General features: G+C 34.5%; 20 protein-coding genes. 13 read left to right on the forward strand and 7 right to left on the reverse strand.

Annotation, left to right across the window (positions count from 1 at the left end; all coding sequences use genetic code 11):
- The first annotated feature begins 152 nt into the window (after positions 1-152).
- A complete protein-coding gene (locus tag AC6BKE_RS03960; protein ID WP_499855879.1) occupies positions 153-1,121 on the forward strand; it encodes a quinone oxidoreductase family protein in 969 nt (322 codons plus the stop codon).
- Positions 1,122-1,170: 49 nt separating this feature from the next.
- Here the strand turns inward: AC6BKE_RS03960 and AC6BKE_RS03965 are convergent, their stop codons facing one another.
- Both AC6BKE_RS03965 and pdxR read right to left on the reverse strand, forming a co-directional pair.
- The gene (locus AC6BKE_RS03965) at positions 1,171-1,977 is read right to left on the reverse strand and encodes an EcsC family protein (protein ID WP_036117986.1); all 807 of its coding nucleotides are present in this window, start codon (positions 1,975-1,977) and stop codon (positions 1,171-1,173) included.
- Positions 1,978-2,121: 144 nt separating this feature from the next.
- Positions 2,122-3,486 carry a MocR-like pyridoxine biosynthesis transcription factor PdxR gene (pdxR, locus tag AC6BKE_RS03970; protein ID WP_499855880.1) on the reverse strand — a complete coding sequence of 455 codons (1,365 nt, stop codon included), beginning with the start codon at positions 3,484-3,486 and terminating at the stop codon, positions 2,122-2,124.
- A gap of 96 nt (positions 3,487-3,582) precedes the next feature.
- Here pdxR and AC6BKE_RS03975 point away from each other — a divergent pair, with 96 nt between their 5' ends.
- Positions 3,583-4,173, forward strand: coding sequence for a GNAT family N-acetyltransferase (locus AC6BKE_RS03975; protein ID WP_036117982.1), 591 nt, complete (start codon positions 3,583-3,585; stop codon positions 4,171-4,173).
- Positions 4,174-4,280: 107 nt separating this feature from the next.
- Positions 4,281-5,432, forward strand: coding sequence for an L-aspartate--L-methionine ligase LdmS (gene ldmS / locus AC6BKE_RS03980; RefSeq protein ID WP_499855882.1), 1,152 nt, complete (start codon positions 4,281-4,283; stop codon positions 5,430-5,432).
- Positions 5,433-5,448: 16 nt separating this feature from the next.
- Here the strand turns inward: ldmS and AC6BKE_RS03985 are convergent, their stop codons facing one another.
- The 3 genes from AC6BKE_RS03985 to AC6BKE_RS03995 all read right to left on the reverse strand — a co-directional run bounded on the left by AC6BKE_RS03985 (position 5,449) and on the right by AC6BKE_RS03995 (position 7,930).
- Positions 5,449-6,156: an ABC transporter permease gene (locus AC6BKE_RS03985; protein ID WP_058843982.1), complete on the reverse strand. Its 708-nt coding sequence runs from the start codon at positions 6,154-6,156 to the stop codon at positions 5,449-5,451.
- Complete coding sequence (locus AC6BKE_RS03990; protein WP_036117970.1) at positions 6,153-7,001, reverse strand: ABC transporter ATP-binding protein; 849 nt, start codon at positions 6,999-7,001, stop codon at positions 6,153-6,155. Before AC6BKE_RS03990 ends, AC6BKE_RS03985 begins: the two co-directional genes overlap by 4 nt.
- 146 nt (positions 7,002-7,147) lie before the next feature.
- The gene (locus AC6BKE_RS03995; protein ID WP_499855928.1) at positions 7,148-7,930 is read right to left on the reverse strand and encodes a LytTR family transcriptional regulator DNA-binding domain-containing protein; all 783 of its coding nucleotides are present in this window, start codon (positions 7,928-7,930) and stop codon (positions 7,148-7,150) included.
- A gap of 481 nt (positions 7,931-8,411) precedes the next feature.
- Between AC6BKE_RS03995 and AC6BKE_RS04000 the strand changes: the two genes are divergently transcribed.
- The 8 genes from AC6BKE_RS04000 to AC6BKE_RS04035 all read left to right on the forward strand — a co-directional run bounded on the left by AC6BKE_RS04000 (position 8,412) and on the right by AC6BKE_RS04035 (position 17,153).
- Positions 8,412-9,122, forward strand: coding sequence for a cytochrome c biogenesis CcdA family protein (locus tag AC6BKE_RS04000; protein ID WP_009374095.1), 711 nt, complete (start codon positions 8,412-8,414; stop codon positions 9,120-9,122).
- 39 nt (positions 9,123-9,161) lie between these two features.
- Entirely contained in the window at positions 9,162-9,695 is a 534-nt protein-coding gene (gene resA, locus AC6BKE_RS04005; RefSeq protein ID WP_036075026.1) for a thiol-disulfide oxidoreductase ResA, read from the forward strand.
- Between the two features lie 40 nt (positions 9,696-9,735).
- The gene (locus tag AC6BKE_RS04010) at positions 9,736-11,097 is read left to right on the forward strand and encodes a sensor histidine kinase (protein WP_009374093.1); all 1,362 of its coding nucleotides are present in this window, start codon (positions 9,736-9,738) and stop codon (positions 11,095-11,097) included.
- A 16-nt stretch (positions 11,098-11,113) separates the two neighbouring features.
- Entirely contained in the window at positions 11,114-11,791 is a 678-nt protein-coding gene (locus AC6BKE_RS04015) for a response regulator transcription factor (protein WP_009374092.1), read from the forward strand.
- Positions 11,792-11,803: 12 nt separating this feature from the next.
- Positions 11,804-12,730: a F510_1955 family glycosylhydrolase gene (locus tag AC6BKE_RS04020; protein WP_009374091.1), complete on the forward strand. Its 927-nt coding sequence runs from the start codon at positions 11,804-11,806 to the stop codon at positions 12,728-12,730.
- Positions 12,731-12,751: 21 nt separating this feature from the next.
- On the forward strand, positions 12,752-13,486 hold the full coding sequence (locus AC6BKE_RS04025) for an urease accessory protein UreH domain-containing protein (RefSeq protein WP_009374090.1): 735 nt from the start codon (positions 12,752-12,754) through the stop codon (positions 13,484-13,486).
- Positions 13,487-13,651: 165 nt separating this feature from the next.
- Positions 13,652-14,824, forward strand: coding sequence for a D-alanyl-D-alanine carboxypeptidase family protein (locus AC6BKE_RS04030; RefSeq protein WP_009374089.1), 1,173 nt, complete (start codon positions 13,652-13,654; stop codon positions 14,822-14,824).
- A gap of 226 nt (positions 14,825-15,050) precedes the next feature.
- Positions 15,051-17,153 carry a copper-translocating P-type ATPase gene (locus AC6BKE_RS04035; protein WP_009374088.1) on the forward strand — a complete coding sequence of 701 codons (2,103 nt, stop codon included), beginning with the start codon at positions 15,051-15,053 and terminating at the stop codon, positions 17,151-17,153.
- A 167-nt stretch (positions 17,154-17,320) separates the two neighbouring features.
- On the opposite strand, the gene AC6BKE_RS04040 is transcribed toward AC6BKE_RS04035, so the two are convergent.
- Positions 17,321-20,287 (reverse strand): Tn3 family transposase, encoded by a 2,967-nt coding sequence (locus tag AC6BKE_RS04040; protein WP_229387499.1) that lies wholly within the window; start codon positions 20,285-20,287, stop codon positions 17,321-17,323.
- A 146-nt stretch (positions 20,288-20,433) separates the two neighbouring features.
- Between AC6BKE_RS04040 and AC6BKE_RS04045 the strand changes: the two genes are divergently transcribed.
- Positions 20,434-21,009 (forward strand): recombinase family protein, encoded by a 576-nt coding sequence (locus tag AC6BKE_RS04045; RefSeq protein WP_079524004.1) that lies wholly within the window; start codon positions 20,434-20,436, stop codon positions 21,007-21,009.
- A gap of 112 nt (positions 21,010-21,121) precedes the next feature.
- Entirely contained in the window at positions 21,122-21,967 is an 846-nt protein-coding gene (locus tag AC6BKE_RS04050) for an AraC family transcriptional regulator (RefSeq protein WP_229387497.1), read from the forward strand.
- On the opposite strand, the gene tnpB is transcribed toward AC6BKE_RS04050, so the two are convergent.
- Positions 21,954-22,301 (reverse strand): IS66 family insertion sequence element accessory protein TnpB, encoded by a 348-nt coding sequence (gene tnpB, locus AC6BKE_RS04055; RefSeq protein WP_353625556.1) that lies wholly within the window; start codon positions 22,299-22,301, stop codon positions 21,954-21,956. The genes AC6BKE_RS04050 and tnpB overlap by 14 nt on opposite strands.
- Between the last annotated feature and the right edge of the window lie 32 nt (positions 22,302-22,333).

The following is a 22,333-nucleotide window of genomic DNA, read 5'->3' on the forward strand; positions in this document are numbered from 1 at the left end:
TTCTGTGAATAGTGAGCCTTTGTTAATCGTCCTAATTGGCAAAACCACTTGTTGTTTTAGACTAGCATTATTGCTCCAGTCCATTGTCAGGAAGATTATCCATCCATTCTAAATTTAGTATATAATTTTTCTTAACAAGGAGGGAGAAATGAATGAAAGCTATTGTGATCCATGAGTTTGGTGAGGCAGAAGTTTTAAACTATATAGACTGTTCAGAGCCTACTTTGACTAAAGGCGAAGTCCTAATACGCACAACTTATACGAGTGTGAACTATGCAGATATTAAAAACCGCACAGGCAATAAAGCTAAAGCCAATTTCCCAATGATTCTTGGCTTAGATGTTGCAGGTGTTGTAGAAGAGGTCTTCGATGATAACAGTAACTTTCAAAAGGGCGACCAAGTCATCGCATTCCCTAAAAATGGAGCTTATGCAGAATTTGTTGTAGCTAAGGAACAGCTGGTTTTTAAAATTCCTAGTGATGTACCAATTGACAAGGTAGCAGCTGTACCGACGGTTTCATTTTTGGCGTATATGCTAACACATCAAATAGCAGCTATTGGTCAGCATGATGCCGTCTTGATACATGCTGCTTCCGGTGGAGTAGGGACAATGCTCATCCAAATGGCAAAAAAGCTAGGGGCAAAGCAGATTATTGGGACTGTGAGTAATTTAGAGAAAGCTCCAATCGTGTATCAGCTTGGTGCAAATCATGTTCTCACATATGATCAATTCAGTACACAAGTGCATGAACTAACGGAGGGACATGGTGTTGATATTGTATTTGATTCGATAGCAGGTGCTATAACAGAGGAAAGTTTGAATTGTTTAGCGCCTTATGGCACTCTTGTACAATTCGGCAATAGTGGAGGTAGAGCTGGTAATATTAAAACATCAGATTTACATAGTAGCTGCCGTACTATAAAAGGCTTCAGCTTAGGCACGACTAGAGCTTCAAAGCCAGAAATGTTGCAACAGGTTGCACAGGCTATTTTTTCTTTAATAAAAGAAGATAGCTTTCAGGTCCCCATTGCTAAAATTTTTGCCTTAGAAGAAATGAAAAAGGCACATGAATTGATGGAAAGCCGCCAGCATCAAGGGAAAATTCTTATTAAAATATAAAAATACAAAAAGATGACACGTCAATAATAGTGCCATCTTTCCATTTCTATTAATGTTCTAATTCATTTAGTTTTTCATATATACGTCTTTTTCGGTAAAGCATCATGCCCGTTTCAGCGACATCCTGAATCATTCCTTTATTGGCATAGGCTCCAAAGACCATTCCAGCAATAGGAATCATTTGAAACAGCTTTTTCCAGCCAAGCTGATCTCGATAGGTGTAAAATACTTCCTGCCATCCTTGGAGCTGTGAAATCATATTATCAGAAGCCTTTTTCGAGCTATTCATAGTTGAAAGTTCCTGCAAAATGGCTTCTTTACCGACAATATCAGCAGAAGTAAATTGTAGACATTTCACTATGAAAACACGCTCCATCTTATCATTCGGATCATAGCCATGAATCATCGCTATTTCCTGTAATGTTTTTAAAGCAGTTCCTAAAATAACTGGAATATCAATAGCTAAAGTAAAAATGCCTCCGAAGCCAGTAGAGGCCCCTTGTACCGTAGCAAATTTTACACGTTCATTTTGTAATTTATCACTGAGAGCAATCATGTCCTCTAAAGGAATTTGCCCAATATCAGCAATCGTCAAAATATGCTGTGTAGAAGAATGGTTGCGGATTTTTTGAAGTATGGCTTGTTCATTAATTAAATATTTCCCGCCCGATTGAATATAATTGCCTAATTCATCAACTAATAAAGCAATTTTATTTTGAATAAAGGCAGGCGTCATTTTATCTAATATCTTAAAAGGTATTCTCCCTAATTTCTCCCAAAACCATAAATCCTTTTGATCCTTCTCCCACAATTGAATCTCTTGCAAATACTGTTCTAATTGCTCGCGTTTCTCCATTATTATCTAATCCCCTTATTTGTCCATATCATTTGAACTTGATTCAGCCAATGTTTATTTTCAGCGTGTCGTAATTGATATACGAAAAAATTTTTATAAGGTTTCGCTCTATTCAATGAAGATTTAGACAAACTAATGAATTCATCATGATTGCCAAACAGAAGCAAGGAGTGCAATGCCGTCATTAATTTGCTGAAGTGTCAGTCCACCATAGCCAATAATGACTTTCGCGTCAATCGTACCATTTTGATAGGAGGTAGAGCATGGATAGACTTGAATTCCTACCTCTTGAGCTAGCTGGATTGCTCTATTTTCGGCAAGATATGGAGGTAGCTTTATGACAAGATGGAGCCCAGATTTTTCACCGATCACTTGAAATTCATTTGAAAAATGTGTAGAGATGGCAGCCAGTAATGCCTGCTGTTTTTTACGATAAATCGTCCGCATTTTTGCCAAATGCTTATCGAATTGCCCTTGTGCAAGAAAATCTGCTAAAACAAGCTGGTCTACTTTGGAGACAACTGATTTTTGATCTTGATGAAAAGTCATAAACGGTATGACTAGGGATTTTGGTAGAATCATATAACTAATACGTAATGATGGAAGCAATGTTTTCGAGAATGTTCCGAAATAGATGACTCGTTGAAGCTGATCCATTTTTGCTAAAGAAGGGATTGGTAGCCCTTTATAACGATATTCAGAATCATAATCATCTTCTATAATAAGAGCCTCGTTCGAGTTAGCCCATTGTAACAATGCCGCTCTTCTTTCCATCGTCATAATCATGCCTAAAGGAAATTGATGAGCTGGTGTTGTGTATAACATGTGAATTGTTGTTGGAGGAAGTGTAACCCCTGAATTATCCACAGGAATCGCTTCTGTAGATAATCCACATTGCTGTAAAACGGCACGTACTCGTTTAAACCCTGGTTCCTCTAAGCCAACGCGAGTCGTGCCACCAAGAAAATGACAGAGAGCTTGAAGCTGGCTTTGTGTACCACTATAGACAAACACTTGTGATGCAGCACAAACAACCCCACGCGAACGTTTTACATAGCGAGCAATCTCTGTGCGTAAAGTTGCCTCTCCTTCCCAGGGGCTTGTTGATAAGTTGTTGCTATTAAAATGCTTTTTAATTAGCTTGTGCCAAACAGCATAAGGAAAAGCTTCGTTATCCACATGTCCATTCGTAAAGTCGAATTGAATGTCATTTGCGTTACTGATACTAGGAGTAAAAACAGGTGGCTGTTCTTGCTGTAGCCAATCAAATTCAAAGGGAGCGATATAATAACCAGATCTTTCTTTGCTATAAATATAGCCTTCCGCAAGTAATTGTTCGTATGCTTCCTTGATGGTGTGCACGCTCACATCCAATGTTTGAGCAAGAGCTCGTTTAGAAGGCAGTTGCGTATGTGCGTGTATTTTTTTCGTTATAATAGCGTGTTTTATTTCTTCGTAGATTTGTATATATTTCGCTGAATCCCCTGTAAATGAAATGGAAAGCTCCACAAAAATGCCTCCTTTGGTATGGTCGGTTTTTTAGTAATTGGTTATATCTATCATATCAATTTTATCGTTAAATAAGTAAAAAAGGAGTGAGCTGTAATGGAATTTATTGCATTAGAAAATAATGTGGTTAAACTAAAGCCTTTAGAGTTAAACGATTTACCGGGAATAATAGAGGCTGGGCGTTATCCAGAAATTTGGTCACATATGTCCACAACGATCAAGAAAAAGGAGGATGTGAATAACTTTGTGGAAAACGCATTAATAACAAGAAGCGGAAAAACAGAATTCCCGTTTGTAATTGTGGATAAAAAATCAGGAGATATTATAGGTTCAACTAGGTTTATGGATATTGATGATAAGCATCAGCGACTAGAAATAGGCAATACATGGCTGACTCCTGCATACTGGCGTACAGCTATAAATACGAATTGTAAATATTTATTACTGCAATATTGTTTTGAACAGCTTCATTTAAAGCGAGTTCAAATAAAAACGGATCATGAAAATATTCGTTCTCAAAAGGCCATTGAGCGTATAGGTGCCACAAAGGAAGGAATATTGCGTAATCATATGATTCGCAAGGATGGAACAACGCGGCATACTGTGATGTATAGTATCACGATTGAAGAATGGTCAAAGGTGAAAAAACATTTAGAAGAGCTATTAGTGCAATTTGGTTATAATTAGGAATAAAATGGATTTTTTTTAATCTAGAAAACCACTTTTTCTTATAAAAAGTGTCAAAAAGTAATGGGAAGGGTAGAGTACTTAAAACTTGAAAGAGGGTAATCTACTTGAAACCAAAATATACTTTAAGACAAATTTATGGTGATAATGCTGTATATACGCCAAGAACGCCGTATAGTGATAATCCGTGGATGATGGACGAACCTCATAAGCTGGATGCTTTAACCTCTAGAGAAGTAGCTGTTGCTGATATCCCCGTATTAGTACACCGAGCCACACAAACAGAAAAAGCCCAGGAGCTTCATCAATTAGCAGGGTTACCTTGGATGGAACAGCCGTATAGCTATGACACACAGGAAGAATATCTGGCACAGATCCAATCTTGGTGTGAGGAAGGGAAGACAATTGTTTGTCAGTATATACATGACTTAGAGCATATGGATCGTCAATGCTATTGGATGGATGCCGAAAAGTTTAATGAGCTGAATACAAAAGCATATATCGATCATTTAATTGATAGTAAATTCATTCCAAGTCGTTTAAATGTAGAAACCTATAGACTCTCTGATGCCATAAAAAATTGGCAGCCACCTGTTGTACTAAAGCCTGGAGATGATTCCCCAACATCGGGAGGATATGGTGTCATCATTTGCCATAATAAAGAAGAGCTGACAGAAGGTATACGCCAATTTCGAATGACTGGCACTGACAGTATCATTATTGAAGAACTTTTACAAACAAAGCACAATTATAGCTGTCAATTTATTTACTGTGAGGAGCTAGGGATTCAATACTTAGGAGCTTCACAGCAAATAACAGATGACAACGGCATTTATGAAGGAAATATCATAGTAGATAAAGTACCTGAAAAAGTAATTGAGGCAGGAAAACATATAATGAAGCGTGGTGTGGAGGAAGGTTTTGTTGGTGTGGCAGGCTTTGATTTAATTGTGACAGAGGCTGGTGATGTTCAAGCCATTGACTTAAATTTCCGTCAGAATGGTTCTACCTCTATGCTGATGTTTCATGATGCTTTAGGAAAGCCCATTAATAAATTTGCTTCCTATGCTGCACAAGATCCGCAACAGAATGATCACTTCTTTCAAACAATTAAGCAATGTATTGAACAGGAAGCATTATTTCCGTTATCTTTCTATGATGGGGATTACTTTGATGAGCCCGTTGCCTCTAGATTTGTCGGCATATGGTACGCTGAAACGCTAGATGAGATTGAAAAGCTAGAGAAGGAATTATTATAGTTAAAAAGAATGGTCATTAATCGACCATTCTTTTTTTATAGATAACTGCTGCGAAAAACCAAGAAACAAGTGTCCATACAATGATTGCCAACAGAGGAATGACCACATCTGGCATGGAATACGTACCTTCTAATGCCTCTGCTAAAAGTAATAATTGTGAGCTAGGCAACCATTCTGCTATTTTTAAGATTGGGTTGACAGAAGATAAAGCTAGAGCAAAAGGACCGAAAGAGAATATTAACATTACAGGCAACACAATGATGGATGCCTCCATAATGGATTTAGCAAATAAACCACATATTGTACCTAATGCAATATAAAACAAAGCTGAAAGTAATAATGCTATTACTATGATGAAAAGATTAGCAGGCTCATAGCCAACTAGAAAAATAGTCACAGCTTCAGCTAGAATTGTAATTATTAAAACAAACAAGCTTTTACCAATTAAAATATCACCAAGTGATGCTGGGGATAGCATGAGACTGCGAAGAGTGTTTTTTTCTTTTTCCTCTGCAATTAAGCAACATTGGACATATGTTGTTACTACAGCAAAGGCCATGTTGATTGGTAGAAAATATATACTAATACTATTGGAACCAGATTGATTATATAAATAAGCCATTATTAGCGGCAGAAGCACCATCGTCGATACAGCATAGTTACGTGAAAATTCCTTATAATCCTTCACCAATATAGCTTGAATACGTGTCATTGAAAAATTCATACTAAATCACTCCCTGTTATTTGCATAAAAATATCACCCAATGTCGGCTCATTTGTATTAATTCTTGTAACTTCGTTGGAATGCATCCATTGATAAAGCTTCTCTGCATCTTGTGCACCGTTTTGTATAATCTCTTGCATGCCATTTTTGAGTTCAACTGTAATAGAATCAGAGCCAAATTCCTGTTTTAAATCCTTTGGTGCACCTATTGCTCGAATTTTTCCCTTATGAAGGAAGGCTACACGGTCACAAAGTATCTCTGCTTCGCTCATATCATGAGTGGTTAAAAAAATAGTTGTCCCCATATCATTTAATTTTCGTAAGCCATTATAAATATGCTGTGTATTGACAGGGTCTAAAGCAGAAGTAGGCTCATCTAAAAATAATAATTCAGGCTTATGCATAATAGCACGAGCAAGGGTAACACGTTGAATCATTCCTTTTGAAAGCTGACTGATCTTCTTTTTACGTTCCGCATATAAGTTTACAAAATCTAAAGCCTCTTTTACGGCAGAGTGGGATAGCTGATATAAGTTACTATAAAATAATAAATTTTCTTCAATAGATAGTCTTGTATACAAACCACTATTATCTGTTAAAATACCAAAACGTTTACGATTTTGACTTTGCTTCATTTCAGATGCTGGTTGCCCAAATAATAGGACATTACCAGCCGACTTATCTGTTTGTGCGGTTAATATTTTAATAGTAGTTGTTTTACCAGAACCACTTGGACCAAGAAAGCCAAATATTTCCCCTTTCTGAATTGTAAAAGAAACATCTTGCAATGCTGTTTCTTTATTAAATGTTTTTTTCAAGTGCTGCACATCAATCACTGTGTTCATGTGTAAACCTCCTGTTTGTTGTTGATGTCTACACTATAAGCAACAAACATAAGGTACACAGTATAAATCGGGTGAAAGGCGGAAAAATGATCCTCAGTGAAACAATATTAAAGGTGACAGGAGTCGTTTATTTCCTGGGAAATCTACTATATTCCGAGTATTTCCTTTAAATCTGCTAATTTATTTTTCGACAGTGGGACAACAGCCTTTTCAGTGCTATTGAGTGCTAGACTATAGCTGTTACGTGTCCATGTAATGATTTCACGAACCTTTTGCAGATTCACAATATAAGAACGATGGCTTCTAAAAAAGCCGAATGGTGTCAATTTTTGCTCTAGCTCATTGAGCGATAAAGTACATGGATATGCTTCTCCAGCCACATAGATAGAAACATCACCTTCAACACTTTCAATATAATCAATTTCGGGTGGATTAAATAAAATAATCTTATCATTTTTCTTTGTTGGGATTTTATCAATGCGAATTGGTGCAGATTCAATTTGCTGAGGTGATTGTTCTATTTCATCCTCCTTTACATCTAACGCATGCAAACCAGCTCCGTCTAATCTATGTATAGCTGTACTCATAATCATTAAATCTTCTAGATTGGTCGATAATAAAATGATGGTTTTTTGCTGTTTTATTTGACTATTTAATAATTGTTGGATATTTTGTTTTGAAAATTCATCTATATTTTGAAAGGGCTCTTCTAAAATTTGAATAGGTGCTTGATGGAGATACGTATTCAATAACTTTAATCGCTGTTTTTCACTATGAGAAAGCCGACTAATTCTAGTGTTTTTTTGTTCAGTAAGGCTAAAGAGCTTTAATAGATTCTCCGTTTCGTTCGTTGGACGGTTAAAAAGTCTCAATAAAAACTGGATATATTCACGAACAGTAAGTCGCTCATATAACTGTTCAGTTACAATAAAGTTCTATACTAGACAAAATAGTTGTATACTTTACAATAAAGTCTTATACTGGACAAAAAAGTTGTATACTGGATATTCAAACAATTTCTATGAGTGATTCTAACTATATTATTGTATATAAATAAGATAAACCTTGATACAGTATGATGCTGTATCAGGGTTTTTGTTTTTTCAAAATGGCTTTCAAACCTTTCATTTTTCTAACTATATATATATAAAGTAGGTACATTAAAATAACCTTGGTACATTGTCTACTGTGCCAGGGTTTTGTTTTGTCATTATTACCGTTGAATTATAATCCTTAGAGCAGGAATTAAAACTTTTTTTAAAAAAAAATTGCTATTAATTAATGAGTTGTAGAAAGGTATCAAAAATAAACTTCTTAATTTTGATATGTATCAACATATGCATATATTCTCCACATTTATAGTCTATACTTTATTTTTAAATGTTCTGTAGAAAGGTTGCGTGAGAGTATTTGTTAGAACAATTAAATTTAATACTTGCATTTGGGGCTGGATTATTATCATTTGTATCACCTTGTTCATTACCATTGTATCCTGCTTTTCTATCTTATATAACAGGAATATCCTTTAATGAACTAAAAGAAGAGAAAGGGATCTTAAGACGAAAGTCTTTAATACATACCCTGCTTTTTTTACTTGGTTTTTCTATTATTTTTATGGCATTAGGTTTCTCAACTTCTTTTATCGGAAAGATTTTTATTCAGTATAAAGAGTTACTAAGGCAATTTGGAGCAATTTTCATGGTCTTTTTTGGATTAGTTATTCTAGGTTTCTTTAAATTCGATATTTTACAATCGGAAAAAAAGATTAGTTTTAAAAAAAGGCCCAAAGGATATTTTGGCTCAGTACTTATTGGTATGGGTTTTGCAGCTGGATGGACACCTTGTACTGGACCAATTCTTGCCGGAGTAATAGCTTTAGGAGTGTCTAACCCCGGGCAAGGAATGTTGTACATGTTATTTTATGTGCTAGGTTTCTCTATACCTTTCCTAATAATGTCCTTATTTATTGGAAAAATGAAGTTTCTTCAAAGAAAAAATGGACTGTTTATGAAAATAGGTGGTGCAATAATGATTCTGATGGGGGTTTTATTGTACTTTGATATGATGACTAAAATTATTGCGTTTTTAACACCTATTTTTGGAGGATTTACTGGCTTTTAGTTTTATATCATATAAGAGGGGAAGGAACCAAACTTAATTATGGATAAAAAAAAGAGACGATTTCTTATGCGTTCAATTATATTAATTGTATTATTTGGGGCAATATTATTTACAGTATATACAACTTTAACTAAAGAAAAAAATGAAGTATTACAAATAGGGGATAATGCTCCAAATTTTACTCTAGTTGATATGTATGGTGATAAACATAATTTGGAGGAATACAAAGGACAAGGTGTCTTTTTAAACTTTTGGGGGACTTGGTGCAAACCCTGTGAAAGGGAATTCCCAATTATAGATAGATATTATAAGGAATATAAAGAAAAAGGTATACAGGTATTAGCTATAAATATAGCAGAATCCGACTTCGTGGTTCAAAATTATATTGACCGAAAAGGTTTAACTTTTCCGGTATTAATTGACAAAAACAAAAGTGTAATGGAAGCATATAATATAAATCCATTACCAACGACTATTCTTATTAATTCAGAGGGTAAAATAGAAAAAATAATCACTGGAGAAATGAAAGAACAGGATATAAAGAGTTACATGGAACAAATTTTACCAGACTAAGTAATAATTTTTTAGACTAATAAGAGAGGTGAAAAAATTAGTGAACAAAATCTCTACAAAATTAGCATCGTGTTTTTTTATTGTAGTGCTAATAATGGATTTATTTCTTATGTTTTATCTTCATCGAAATATAATTAATTCGAGAGTTGAAGAAGAATATTATACATTATTGGCGAATGGTGCTAATCATAGAGATGTTTTAATTGAAAATTTTTCTGAAACTACAATAAAACATATCGTTTTGATGGAAAAAAGTAAAGATCGTGCGGTGATCATTACCGATAATAAAGGAAATATCATTGGTAGTTCAGATATTAGTGAATCTTTAAGTGGACAAATAGTTTCTTTAATAAAGAACGTAGACGTAGAAACAGATGAATTATTGACTTCTAACTGGAAAGAATCCCCTTATATTATGAGTGTGCATCCTTATATCTCAAATACAAATCAATCTGGATACGTTTTAATGCTACAAAGTACTGGTTCTCTTAATAAGATGGTTCATGAATTAACTGAACATTTTGGTATGGCAGGTGCTACAAGTTTTATTGTACTTTTTATTGTTTACGCGGTTCTGTCAAAAGTTATAACAAGACCTTTAATACGGATGAAAGAGGCAACAGAGAAATTAAGCAAAGGTGAGTTTAATGTAAAGCTTGCAATTAAAAGTAAAAACGAGCTTGGTGAGTTAGCAAGTTCAATTCAGAAATTAGCCAATGATTTAGAACGTTTAAAAACAGACCGGAATGAATTTCTGGCGTCAGTGGCTCATGAATTAAGTACACCGTTGACATATTTAATTGGATATTCAAAAGTAGCGATGAGAGAGAGTCTAAGTAAGAAACAAAGAGAACAGTATCTTGAAATTATTGTTGAAGAGTCCAATAGAATGAAGGAATTGGTAAAAAATTTATTAGACTTGGCTAGAATGGACGAAAACACATTTACTGTCATGAAAGAATCTTTCTCTGCTCGATATTTTTTCGAAGCAATATGTAAACTTGTTGCTCCTTCATATGATCTCAAGAATATTAAGTTGAACTTTGTTTGCACTGAAGATTTTCAAATATATGCTGACCCATTACGTTTAGAGCAAATTGTCATAAACCTATTGGATAATGCTTTGAAATATTCAAAGGAAAATACAGAGGTAACATTAAAGGCTTGTAAAAATGAAGGGAAAACAAGAATTGAGGTTATTGATACAGGTATTGGCATTCCACAAGAAGAAATTGACTTCATTTTTGAGAAGCTATATCGTGTTGAGAAATCACGTTCTCGTGCATATGGTGGTTCAGGAATTGGACTTGCTGTTGTGAAGGAATTAGTAGAAGCACACAATGGTACCATTGAAGTCAAAAGTAAACTTGGAGAAGGAAGTACATTTACGGTGATCATATAACACATGGAGGTTAAATATGCAGACAATTTTGATTGTGGATGATGAAGAAAGAATGCTCGATTTAGTCGAATTATTTTTAATTCCACATGGATATACCTGTATTAAAGAAAAGAGCGGAATAAAGGCAATAGAGAGAATTAAGAAAGAAAATATCGATCTCGTTTTATTAGATGTTATGATGCCTGAAATGGATGGATGGGATGTTTGTGAATCTATTCGTGAATTTTCAAAAGTACCCATTATAATGCTAACTGCAAGAGCTGATAAATCTGATTTAGCTAAGGGACTTTTATTAGGTGCAGATGACTATATATCCAAGCCATTCGATGAAAGAGAGTTAATAGCAAGAATCAATGCTGTTTTGCGTAGAATTGTCGGATTTGAAAAGGATAATGAAAATATCACTTTTAAAGATTTTGTTTTAGATAAAGAAACATATTCTCTACACTACCAAAATTCAAGTGTGCAACTTACTTTAAAAGAATTTTTAATTATAAAAGCATTAATATCTCGACCTTCTAAGACATTTACAAGAGAGGAATTACTGCATGCTGCATGGGAATATGAAACAGATACAGATACGCGGACTGTTGATTCACATATAAGAAATCTAAGAGAAAAATTAAGTAAATCTGACTTTCCTACCGATGAGTTCCTTAAAACGGTTTGGGGAATAGGGTATAAATGGAGTTAAAAGGAGAAAAGTATGAAAAATTACAAAATTTGGTTAGGTCTATTAGTTATTGTTTTAGTTTTAAGTGCTTGTAATTCAAAAGAAAAAGATAGTTATTCATTTGAAGAAGTGGATAACCCAAAAATTGAACATATACATGGTTTGGGATATATAAATGGTAAAAGTGATTTTGTAATTGCAACACATAGAGGATTGTATAAATATGGTGTAAAGGGTTGGGAAGAAGCGAACAGCCAAAAACATGACTATATGGGCTTTCAGGCGGTCAAAGATGGCTTCTATTCAAGTGGACATCCTGAGGAAGGCTCAAACCTTAAAAACCCTTTAGGAGTTATAAAAAGTACAGATGAAGGAGCAAATCTAGAACAATTAGCCTTTTACGGCGAAATTGATTTTCATTATCTTGCAGCTGGTTATGATTCGAATACAATCTATGTCATTAATGAAACACCTACAGAGAATATGAGTGGTGGATTGCATTATTCAATTGATGAAGGGAAGTCTTGGACTGAATCAGCTATGAATGGCTTTAATTCCGAGTTTGTTTCTAATTTATCAGCTCACCCTTCCAAAAAAGAAATAGTTGCAATTGGTAGTAAAGATGGAATCTTTGTTTCGAATGACTATGGAGTTAACTTTAAATTACTTAAGTCTACTCAAATGGTTACATACGTAACTTTAAATGAGAATGGGGGTTACTATACAAACTATGACTCAAATTCTGTTTCCCTTAGATCATTCTCATTGGATAGTAAAGAAGAAAAAAATATACAACTCCCAAACGAGATAATGCAAGACCCAATTATTTATATCGCTTCTAATCCTACTAATCGAGAAGAAATTACTTTTGTAACAAATAATCTTAACTTCTATCTTTCTAAGAACGAAGGGGAATCGTGGGATAAATTAGCTTCAGAAGGGGAATTAAAAATAAAATAAGGTTATTGAAGGGTGATTGAGATGTATAATTTGATGTCTCAAATTAGTCAAACCATAAGTGAACCAGTTTCTGTATTCTTAAATTCATATGAGCATTCCCCAATCATTATATCTATCCTCCTTGGGTTGATAGGTGCATTTGCTCCATGTCAACTGACTGGAAATATTAGCGCTATTACGTTATATGGTAATCGTACTATCCAATTAGGTAGTAATTGGAGAGAGATCGTTTCGTTTATTATGGGTAAAGTCATAGTATATAGTGCAATTGGTTTGTTGGCGTGGGCATTTGGACAAACATTTGAAAACAAAATAATTAATTTCTTTCCGGTTTTCCGAAAATTGATTGGTCCTCTATTAATACTTACCGGACTTGTGTTAATGGGGACAATAAAGTTAAGAATATTAAATCGAATTTCAAAGAACGTTCCTACTATACTAAAAGAAGGTTATATTGGTTCCTTTTTTCTAGGAGCTAGTTTTGCAATTGCATTCTGTCCAACAATGTTTGTACTCTATTTTGTATGGCTAATGCCAACCGTTATGTCGACTTCATATGGATTAGTGTTACCTGCAATATTTGGATTGGCAACATCAATACCTCTTGTCATCATCTTATTTTTTATATGGTACTTTGATATTAAGGGATTAGTAATGAAGAAAAGTATTAAAGTAGGTAGGTTTATTCAAAAAATAGCCGGAGTTACTCTTTTTATTATTGGAATTTTTGACACAATTACTTATTGGGGAATGTAAATATAAATAATTTAGAAACAAATAAAAGTACATTGCTTTTCAAACATTAATAGAAATCACTATTGTTACAAGTGTTAAGTTTAGATTACGTAACTTGTTCTCCATATTTTCTCCACATATTTTTTCTAAGATACATGTGTAGATTACTATGAGGAGAATAATAATATGGAAACACATTTAATAAAAAAGGTTGCGATTTTAGTAGTAATCTTCTTAATACTAGGTTCAAATTTTGTTTATAGAGTTCATGGCGCAATGAAGGTCGAATCTCCTTTGATTAGCAGTGAAGCTGCTATATTAATAGATGAAAAAACGGGGCGAATTTTATATGAAAAAAATCCAAATCAGAAGATGGCTCCTGCTAGCTTAACAAAGATAGCAACTGCAATATATGCAATTGAAAAAGGGAACCTAGAAGACATTGTCACAATTAGTAAAAATGCTAGAGAAGTTGAAGGAACTAGGGTTTTTTTAGAAGAAGGAGAAAAGGTTAATCTAAGAAAGCTTATTCAAGGCTTACTTGTGAATTCTGGTAATGATGCAGGTATTGCTATTGCTGAGCATTTGGATGGGTCTGTAAAACAGTTTTCGACTAGTATAAATAAATATTTAGAGAATATTGGAATACAAAATACGAACTTTGTAAATCCCCATGGACTATATGATCCAGATCATAAAACTACTGCACAAGATTTAGCAAAAATTACGAAATACGCAATGCAAAATAAGGAGTTTCGTAAAATTTTTGGTCTAAAGGAACTTAATTGGGATGGCAAATCGTGGGATACTACTCTTTATAGTCATCATAAATTAATGAGAGAGCGACCTTATGAAGGAATAACGGGTGGAAAGACTGGATATGTTGATGAATCAGGAATAACTCTTATAACAACAGCAACAAGAAACGATATATCGGTTATTGTCGTAACGCTTAAAGCGCAAACAGAAGACATGGCCTATAACGATACAATAGAACTTCTTGATTATGCATTTGAGAATTTTGAGTCTAGGAATATTCCGATGGGAAAAATATATAAAATTGATGAAATGTCCTTTAAGACCAAAGAAAAACTCGATTATATAGTTTTACAACATGAAACAGTTAGTCAAAGAATCTCTGGAAAGGGTCATTTAGAGCTATTAAATCAAAATCAGGATACTATCGCATCTTTTCAGTTAGAAAATGCCAATAGTAAAATAAATAAAAATGTAACTCATAAAGACACAGAGGACTCGAATTTAAATCAGGATGCATCGGTGTACACAAAATTTAGCGTAATGTTTATTTTCGTCCTATTCATCTATTTAAAGTTTATTCGAAAGAAGAAATTAATATAAATTAAGACAAAGAATGAGGTACATTTTTATCCTCATTCTTTTTTTGTTAAATAATAATTTTATTCAAATTACAATTCATAATTTTTGCATAACTTTGGGGTAAATTAAGATTAAATAAGAAATATTTTTTCTAGGAAACCTAGGAGAAATGAATTCAAGAAAAATGAGGGAACATTCACTAAAAAAATAGTACACATCTGATTTATATTTAGAGGAGTGATATTTGATGGAGAGAAAAGAAAAAAGAGACCACATCCACAATCATAATGTTTCGCATGAACCAATAACAAATCATATGCAAGATGTTCATGAAAATTACAGCCCTAACAATAAGAAAAATAATGAACACAATCATCATCAACATAATCAAAGCGAGGGTAACAACAAACACCATGGTCATTCGATTTCTGATTTTAAGAAAAGGTTTTGGGTATCTTTAGTATTAACGATTCCAATATCATATTTATCCATGATGATTCAGATGCTTCTTGGATATAAAGTAAATTTTGCTGGTGACACATTATTACTATTCTTACTTTCAACAATAGTCTTTTTCTATGGAGGAAAACCATTTTTACTTGGAGCATGGAGTGAATTGAAAAATAGAACTCCTGGGATGATGCTATTAATTACTCTTGCTATCGTAACAGCTTATGTCTATAGTTCACTAACAGCATTTTTCATTGAAGGAAGTGACTTCTTTTTTGAATTAGCAACCTTAATTGTTATTATGCTTCTTGGACATTGGATCGAAATGAGATCAATAATGGGTGCTTCAAAAGCATTAGAAGAGTTAATTAAATTAATGCCTAAAGAAGCTCATAAGTTAGATGCATCAGGCAACCTTATTGAAGTATCTGTTGAAGATTTAAAACCAGGTGATCAAATACTAGTAAAACCAGGCGAGAAAATTCCCATTGATGGAATAGTTTTTGAAGGACACTCTACAGTTGATGAATCGATGTTAACTGGGGAATCAATTCCTATTGAAAAAAAGGTAGGTATGGAGGCCATTGGGGGTTCAATTAATGGAGAGGGTGTACTAAAAATAAATGTTAGTAAAACAGGCAGTGACACTTATCTTGCACAAGTAATCCAATTAGTAAGCGATGCAGAAAAAACTAAATCAAAAGCTCAAGGATTTGCTGATACAGCCGCTAAATGGTTATTCTATGTCGCTATTGTTGCAGGTATTATCACACTGGTTTATTGGTGGTCAACAGATGACTTTGATTTTGCATTAGAAAGAATGGTGACAGTTTTAATAATTGCTTGTCCTCATGCTTTAGGTCTAGCTACTCCTTTAGTAACATCACGTTCTACATCTATTGCTGCTAAGAAGGGTTTATTAATTAGGAATCGTACTTCATTTGAAAACGCATTTAAAATCAATAGAATTGTGTTTGATAAAACTGGTACCTTAACTGAAGGTAATTTTGGTATAACGGATATTCATCCAGTTACAGGGGTTAGCGAAAAAGAATTATTAAAGCTTGCTTACTCTGTAGAAATTCAATCTGAACATCCAATAGCAAAGGGAATTGTAAAAGAGGGTAAGAAGCAAAATATAAAAGTATCTGAAGTAAAAGGTTTTAAAAATTTAACAGGTAAAGGGTTAGTGGCTAATGTTAACGGGTCTGAAATTGCAATTGTTAGTCCAAATGTTTTAAAAGAAAAAAATATTAGCTTCGATGAAAGTACTTACGAAAAACTTGCACAACAAGGTAAAACCGTTATTTTTATATTAAAGGATAATGTATTTTTAGGCATGATTGCTTTAGCAGACATAATAAGGGATTCCTCTTATAAGGTTATAAAAGAATTGAGTGATTTAGGTATTGAAACCGTTATGATGACAGGTGATAACGTGCGTGTAGCAAAATATGTTGGTGAAAAACTAGGCATGACGAAAGTTATTGCTGAAGTATTACCCCATGAAAAAGCTAATAAGGTGAAAGGACTAAAAGAAGAAAATTCGAAAGTTGCAATGGTTGGTGACGGTGTTAATGATGCGCCTGCACTGGCTGAATCAGATTTAGGTATTGCGATCGGTGCAGGCACAGATGTGGCCATTGAAACTGCAGATGTAGTACTGGTAAACAGCAATCCAGAGGACATTCTGAATACATTAAAGCTATCGAAAGCTAGTCATAAAAAAATGGTCCAAAATTTAGGGTGGGCAGCTGGTTATAACATTCTTGCAATTCCACTAGCTGCAGGCGTTTTATATAGTGTAGGTATTGTTATTACACCTGCAATTGGAGCTGCTGTCATGTCCTTAAGTACGATTATATGTGCAATAAATGCACAATTGCTCAAAATCGAATAAGTAAAGATGAAGCAAAAAATTCGTCAAATATAATTTGACGAATTTTTATTATATTGTAAAAAAAAGATTCCAATTTCCTGATTAGTTAAAACTGGGGTACCGTCAGGAAAATGCGGATTTACAACGTTAAGCCTATTTTCCTGACGATTCCCCCATTTTTAACAACGTTAAGAAAGTTTTAGTGGTCTTAAAGAATCTAATGAGATCACTTTCTCCGAATTAAAATGATATTCTCCTAGCAAATTAATATGTTCCCAACCTAAAGGTGACATATGGTGTAACAAATCTTCATTAAAACTACCAGTCTGTTTTTGATATTCAACTGCTTTTGTTAGATGTAAGGTATTCCATATACTGATGGCATTAATGATTATGTTTAAGGCACTGGCCCTTTGCAATTGATGCTGTATGGTTCGCTCCCTAAGCTCACCTTGTTTTCCAAAGAAAATAGCTCTTGCTAATCCATTCATGGCTTCTCCTTTATTCAATCCTCTTTGTATTTTTCTTCTTAATGATTCATCCGAAATGTAATTCAAAATAAAGATCGTTTTTTCTATTCGTCCCATCTCACGCAAGGCTGTGGCTAAGCTATTTTGTCTTGAATAAGATCCTAGTTTCCCCATAATAAGGGATGCTGAAACTGTTCCTTCCTTTATAGAATGAGCTAATCGCAAAACGTCCTCATAATTTTCTTTAATGACCTTTGTATTTATTTGTCCACGTAAACTGGCTTCTAATTTTGGATATTCACTTGCTTTATCTATTGTAAATAATTTTGAGTCTGATAAATCTCTTATTCTCGGAGCAAATTTAAATCCTAATAAATGGGTCAATCCGAAAATTTGGTCTGTGTAACCGGCTGTGTCTGTATAATGCTCTTCTATGTTTAGATCTGTCTCATGGTGCAATAAACCGTCCAAAACATGAATCGCATCCCTTGAATTAGTATGAATAATCTTTGTGTAGTAAGAAGAGAATTGATCACTAGTAAAACGGTAGATGGTGGTTCCTTTTCCCGTGCCATAATGTGGGTTTGCATCTGCATGCAGTGATGAAACACCTAGCTGCATTCTCATACCATCTGACGAGGATGTTGTACCGTCACCCCAATAGGAGGACAACTGTAATTTATGATGGAAATTTACTAAAATGGCTTGGGCTTTATTCATTGCATCTTCATACATGCGCCATTGAGATACATTGGCTAATTGCTTATATGTAAGTCCAGGTGTGGCTTCGGCCATCTTGCTCAAGCCAATATTCATTCCCATTCCTAAAAGAGCAGCCATGATAATGATTGTTTCTTCCTTATCTGGTTTTCGATTATTGGAAGCATGAGTGAATTGCTCATGAAATCCTGTAATATGAGCCACATCCATGAGTAAATCAGTTAATTTTATTCTTGGTAGCATCTGATAAAGGCTTGCACTAAACCTTTTTGCCTCTTCTGGAACATCTTTTTCTAAGCGTGCAAGTGACAGCTTTCCTTTTTCAAGAGAAACTCCATCCAACTTGTTGGAATTGGAAGCTAACCATTTTAACTTTTCATTAAGGCTGCTGGTTCTCTCCGTTATATAATCCTCGAATGATAAACTAACTGATAATCTCGTATTCTCCCTCGTTTGGTTCCATGTATCTTCCGAAAACAAATATTCCTCAAAATCTCTATATTGTCTGCTACCTATAATGGAAACATCTCCTGCCCGAACATGCTCCCGAAGTTCTGATAAAACAGCCATTTCATAGTAATGACGATTTATTGTTGTACCATCCTCCTCGTATAAATGCTTTTTCCATCGTTTTGAAATAAAATCCACAGGTGAGTCATTAGGCACTTTTCGTTTTCCGGATTCGTTCATTCCTCGGATAATCTCAACAGCCTTTAAAAGTGGCCCATTTGCCTTTGTGGAATGGAATTCCAATACTCTTAATAGCGTTGGCGTATATTTTCTTAGTGAATAAAACCGTTTTTGTAGTAAGTCTAAATAATCATAGTCGGCAGGACGTGCAAGCTCCTGAGCTTCTTCGACTGAAGAGACAAAAGAATTCCATTCGATAACGGATTCTAAAACCTCAAAAACGTCTAATTTCTCCTGTTTTGCTTTGATCAAAGCTTGTCCAATGTTCGTAAAGTGTATAACTTTCTCATTCAGCTTTTTACCATTTTGTTTCTGAATTTCCTCTTGAGCCTTACGGCCTTTTGATAACAGACTGAGTATTTGTCTGTCATGAATTTCAAAAGCTTTATCCGTTAACTCCTGAGTAAGATTTAATAAATAGACGGTTAATATTGAGTAGCGTTTATTTTCCTGAAAGTCACGGAATGCATAAGGCTCATATCTTGAACCTAAACGAGATAGCTGTAACAGGCGATTGCGATGCAAATGACTAATTTTTACCGTCTCCAATTCTATTTCCCGTATGTATTCCAGCCGTTCTATTACTTTTAGAAATGTTTCGGGTGAAGGATGACCCGGGGGTTCCTTTAACCAACCCAATATTGTTTTATTGGAATCGGATGGATGCTGCGAAGTTATGATCTCTTCAAGTTTTTCTTTTTGCTCAATTGTTAGAGACTGACTAACCGCATTAAATAGCTTCTTTTCAGCCATTGCTCTTGCCTCCCACACCATTCTTTCAAGTGTAGTGATAGCAGGTAGTATGATTTTGTTTTTTCTTAGAAAATCTATACATTCATGCAGTAGATGAATGGCATCACCATTTTCCAAAGCTAATTGATGAAGGTGCTTAGATGTCATTCGATATTCTCTTAGGGTAAAAGTTACAAAGTCGTATTCACTTCGAATTTCTTTCAAATGATCCCAAAGTGTATTTTCCCTTTGAGGATAATGACTAAGTGAGGATGGACTTACACCGATCTGTTTCGATATATATTGTAAGACTGAATCTGGGATGCTTTTGATATGGGTGTATGGCCAACTGGGATAGCGAAGAACAGCTAATTGAACGGCAAATCCTAAACGGTTTTCTTCCCTCCTTCGCTTATTAACTATTTCTAAATCCCGTTTGGAAAAAGTGAAGTAGGTCCCAAGTATCCATTCATCTTCAGGGATTTGCATAAAAGCCTGTCTCTGTTCCGGTGTAAGCAATTCTCTACCTCTCGCAATTTTCATTCAATATCCTCCCATTTCTGTATTTTCAATTTATTAGTTCAATTATATATCAATAGAGTGTACTCTATTGATACAAGTGTAGGAGACTGATAAAATCATAGTTAAGAGCGTCTCATAAGACTTGTCTCAAAAAATGAGGTGATATTTTGCGGAAAATTGGTTATATACGTGTCAGTTCAACTAGCCAGAATCCTTCAAGGCAAGTTCAGCAACTGAACGAAATCAGAATGGATATTATTTTTGAAGAAAAAGTTTCCGGAGCAACAAAAGATCGTAAGCAACTTCAAAAGATGTTAGAGGATATACAAGAAGGCGACATCATTTATGTTACAGACTTAACTCGGATCACTCGAAGTACGCAGGATTTATTTGAATTGATTGATTTAATACGAAGTAAAAAGGCGAGCTTAAAATCACTCAAGGATTCATGGCTAGATTTATCAGAAGATAATCCTTACAGTCAATTCTTAATTACGGTAATGGCTGGTGTTAATCAATTAGAGCGAGATCTTATCCGTATGCGTCAACGTGAAGGGATTGAGCTGGCTAAGAAAGAAGGCAAGTTTAAAGGCCGGTTAAAGAAATATCATAAAAATCACGCAGGAATGAATTATGCAGTAAAACTATATAAAGAAGGCGGTATGACTGTAAATCAAATTTGCGAAATTACTAATGTATCTAGGGCTTCATTATATAGAAAGCTATCGGAAGGAAACAAATAGTTTGTCCTGATTCTATCAAAAGGTGTATTTTTTCACCAACATTTTTAGGCATGAAATGTCGGCAATTATTATCTATTTTGTTTTATAGTAAATATTGAAAGGGATTAAACTTATGGATTGGCTAGAAAGAATGAACAATGCGTTAAACTACATTGAAAATAGTCTGGATGAAGAAATAGACTACAAAAAGATTGCAAAAGCAGCTAATTGTTCTGAGTTTCATTTTTCAAGAATGTTCTCTTCAATCTCTGGTATATCGCTATCAGAATATATTAGACGTAGACGGTTAACACTCGCAGCATTTGAAATTCAAAAAAGTGATATTCGGATTATCGATGTGGCAATTAAATATGGTTATGTTTCTTCTGATACTTTCTCACGTGCCTTTCAAAAAATGCATGGAGTAACCCCTTCCAATGCTCGTAATAGAGGGGTACAGTTAAAAGCCTTTCCCAGAATTTCCTTTCAAATTTCTATTAAAGGAGATAACGAGATGGACTACAGAATTGAAAACCTTGATTTTGATTTAAGAATTGTTGGAAAAAGTAAGCCAGTAAAAACAAGCAGAGCATTTAAAACAATCCCTACGCTTTGGAACACTGCTAAAAAAGATGGATTTATGCAAGAACTAGTAGATATGTCATGGGAAAATCCAAAATGCACGCTTGAAAGCCTTCTGGGGGTTTGCGGAAAAGAAGCCGCCATAACAGATGAACAATTTTCCTATTTCATGGGCGTAAGATACGATGGGGAATCCCCAGAAAATATGGAGACGCTTATTATTCCCGCAGGTACATGGGCAGTTTTTCCGAACATAGTGGATGCATGGAAACGTTTATATTCCGAGTGGGTTCCTACCTCCGAGTATGAACTTGCAAATTTACCGTGTATAGAATGTTATTACGGTCAGAAGCATAAACCAAGACACGAACTCTGGGTCCCTGTTATCCCGAAGTAATATACAAATTCTCCAATAATAGAAGACTTTTATGGAGTGACAAAAAAGCCAAATTTCTCAATTTAATTGACGAGAAATCAGGCTTTTTATATTGGAATTTCCTTATTGTTGTAATCGGCATTTTCATGACGCTACCCTTATTGCAACAAAAAACAAATAGACTTGATGAAAATGGGTCTAGATTAAACTCCACCTGAACCAAAATAGCTAATCCGTCGATAGATTTCCTCATATTCGTACTACCTCGTTCGAGATAGACACTTTCAATCATTGAAGGTCTCAACATACTGATTGAAGCGTCCTTACTACATCTGGAAGTAACTTTGGATCGCATTCAGGTTCAACATCTAAAGAAGCTTGGCCACC

The sequence above is a fragment of the Lysinibacillus sp. COL-1 genome, assembly GCF_059814265.1.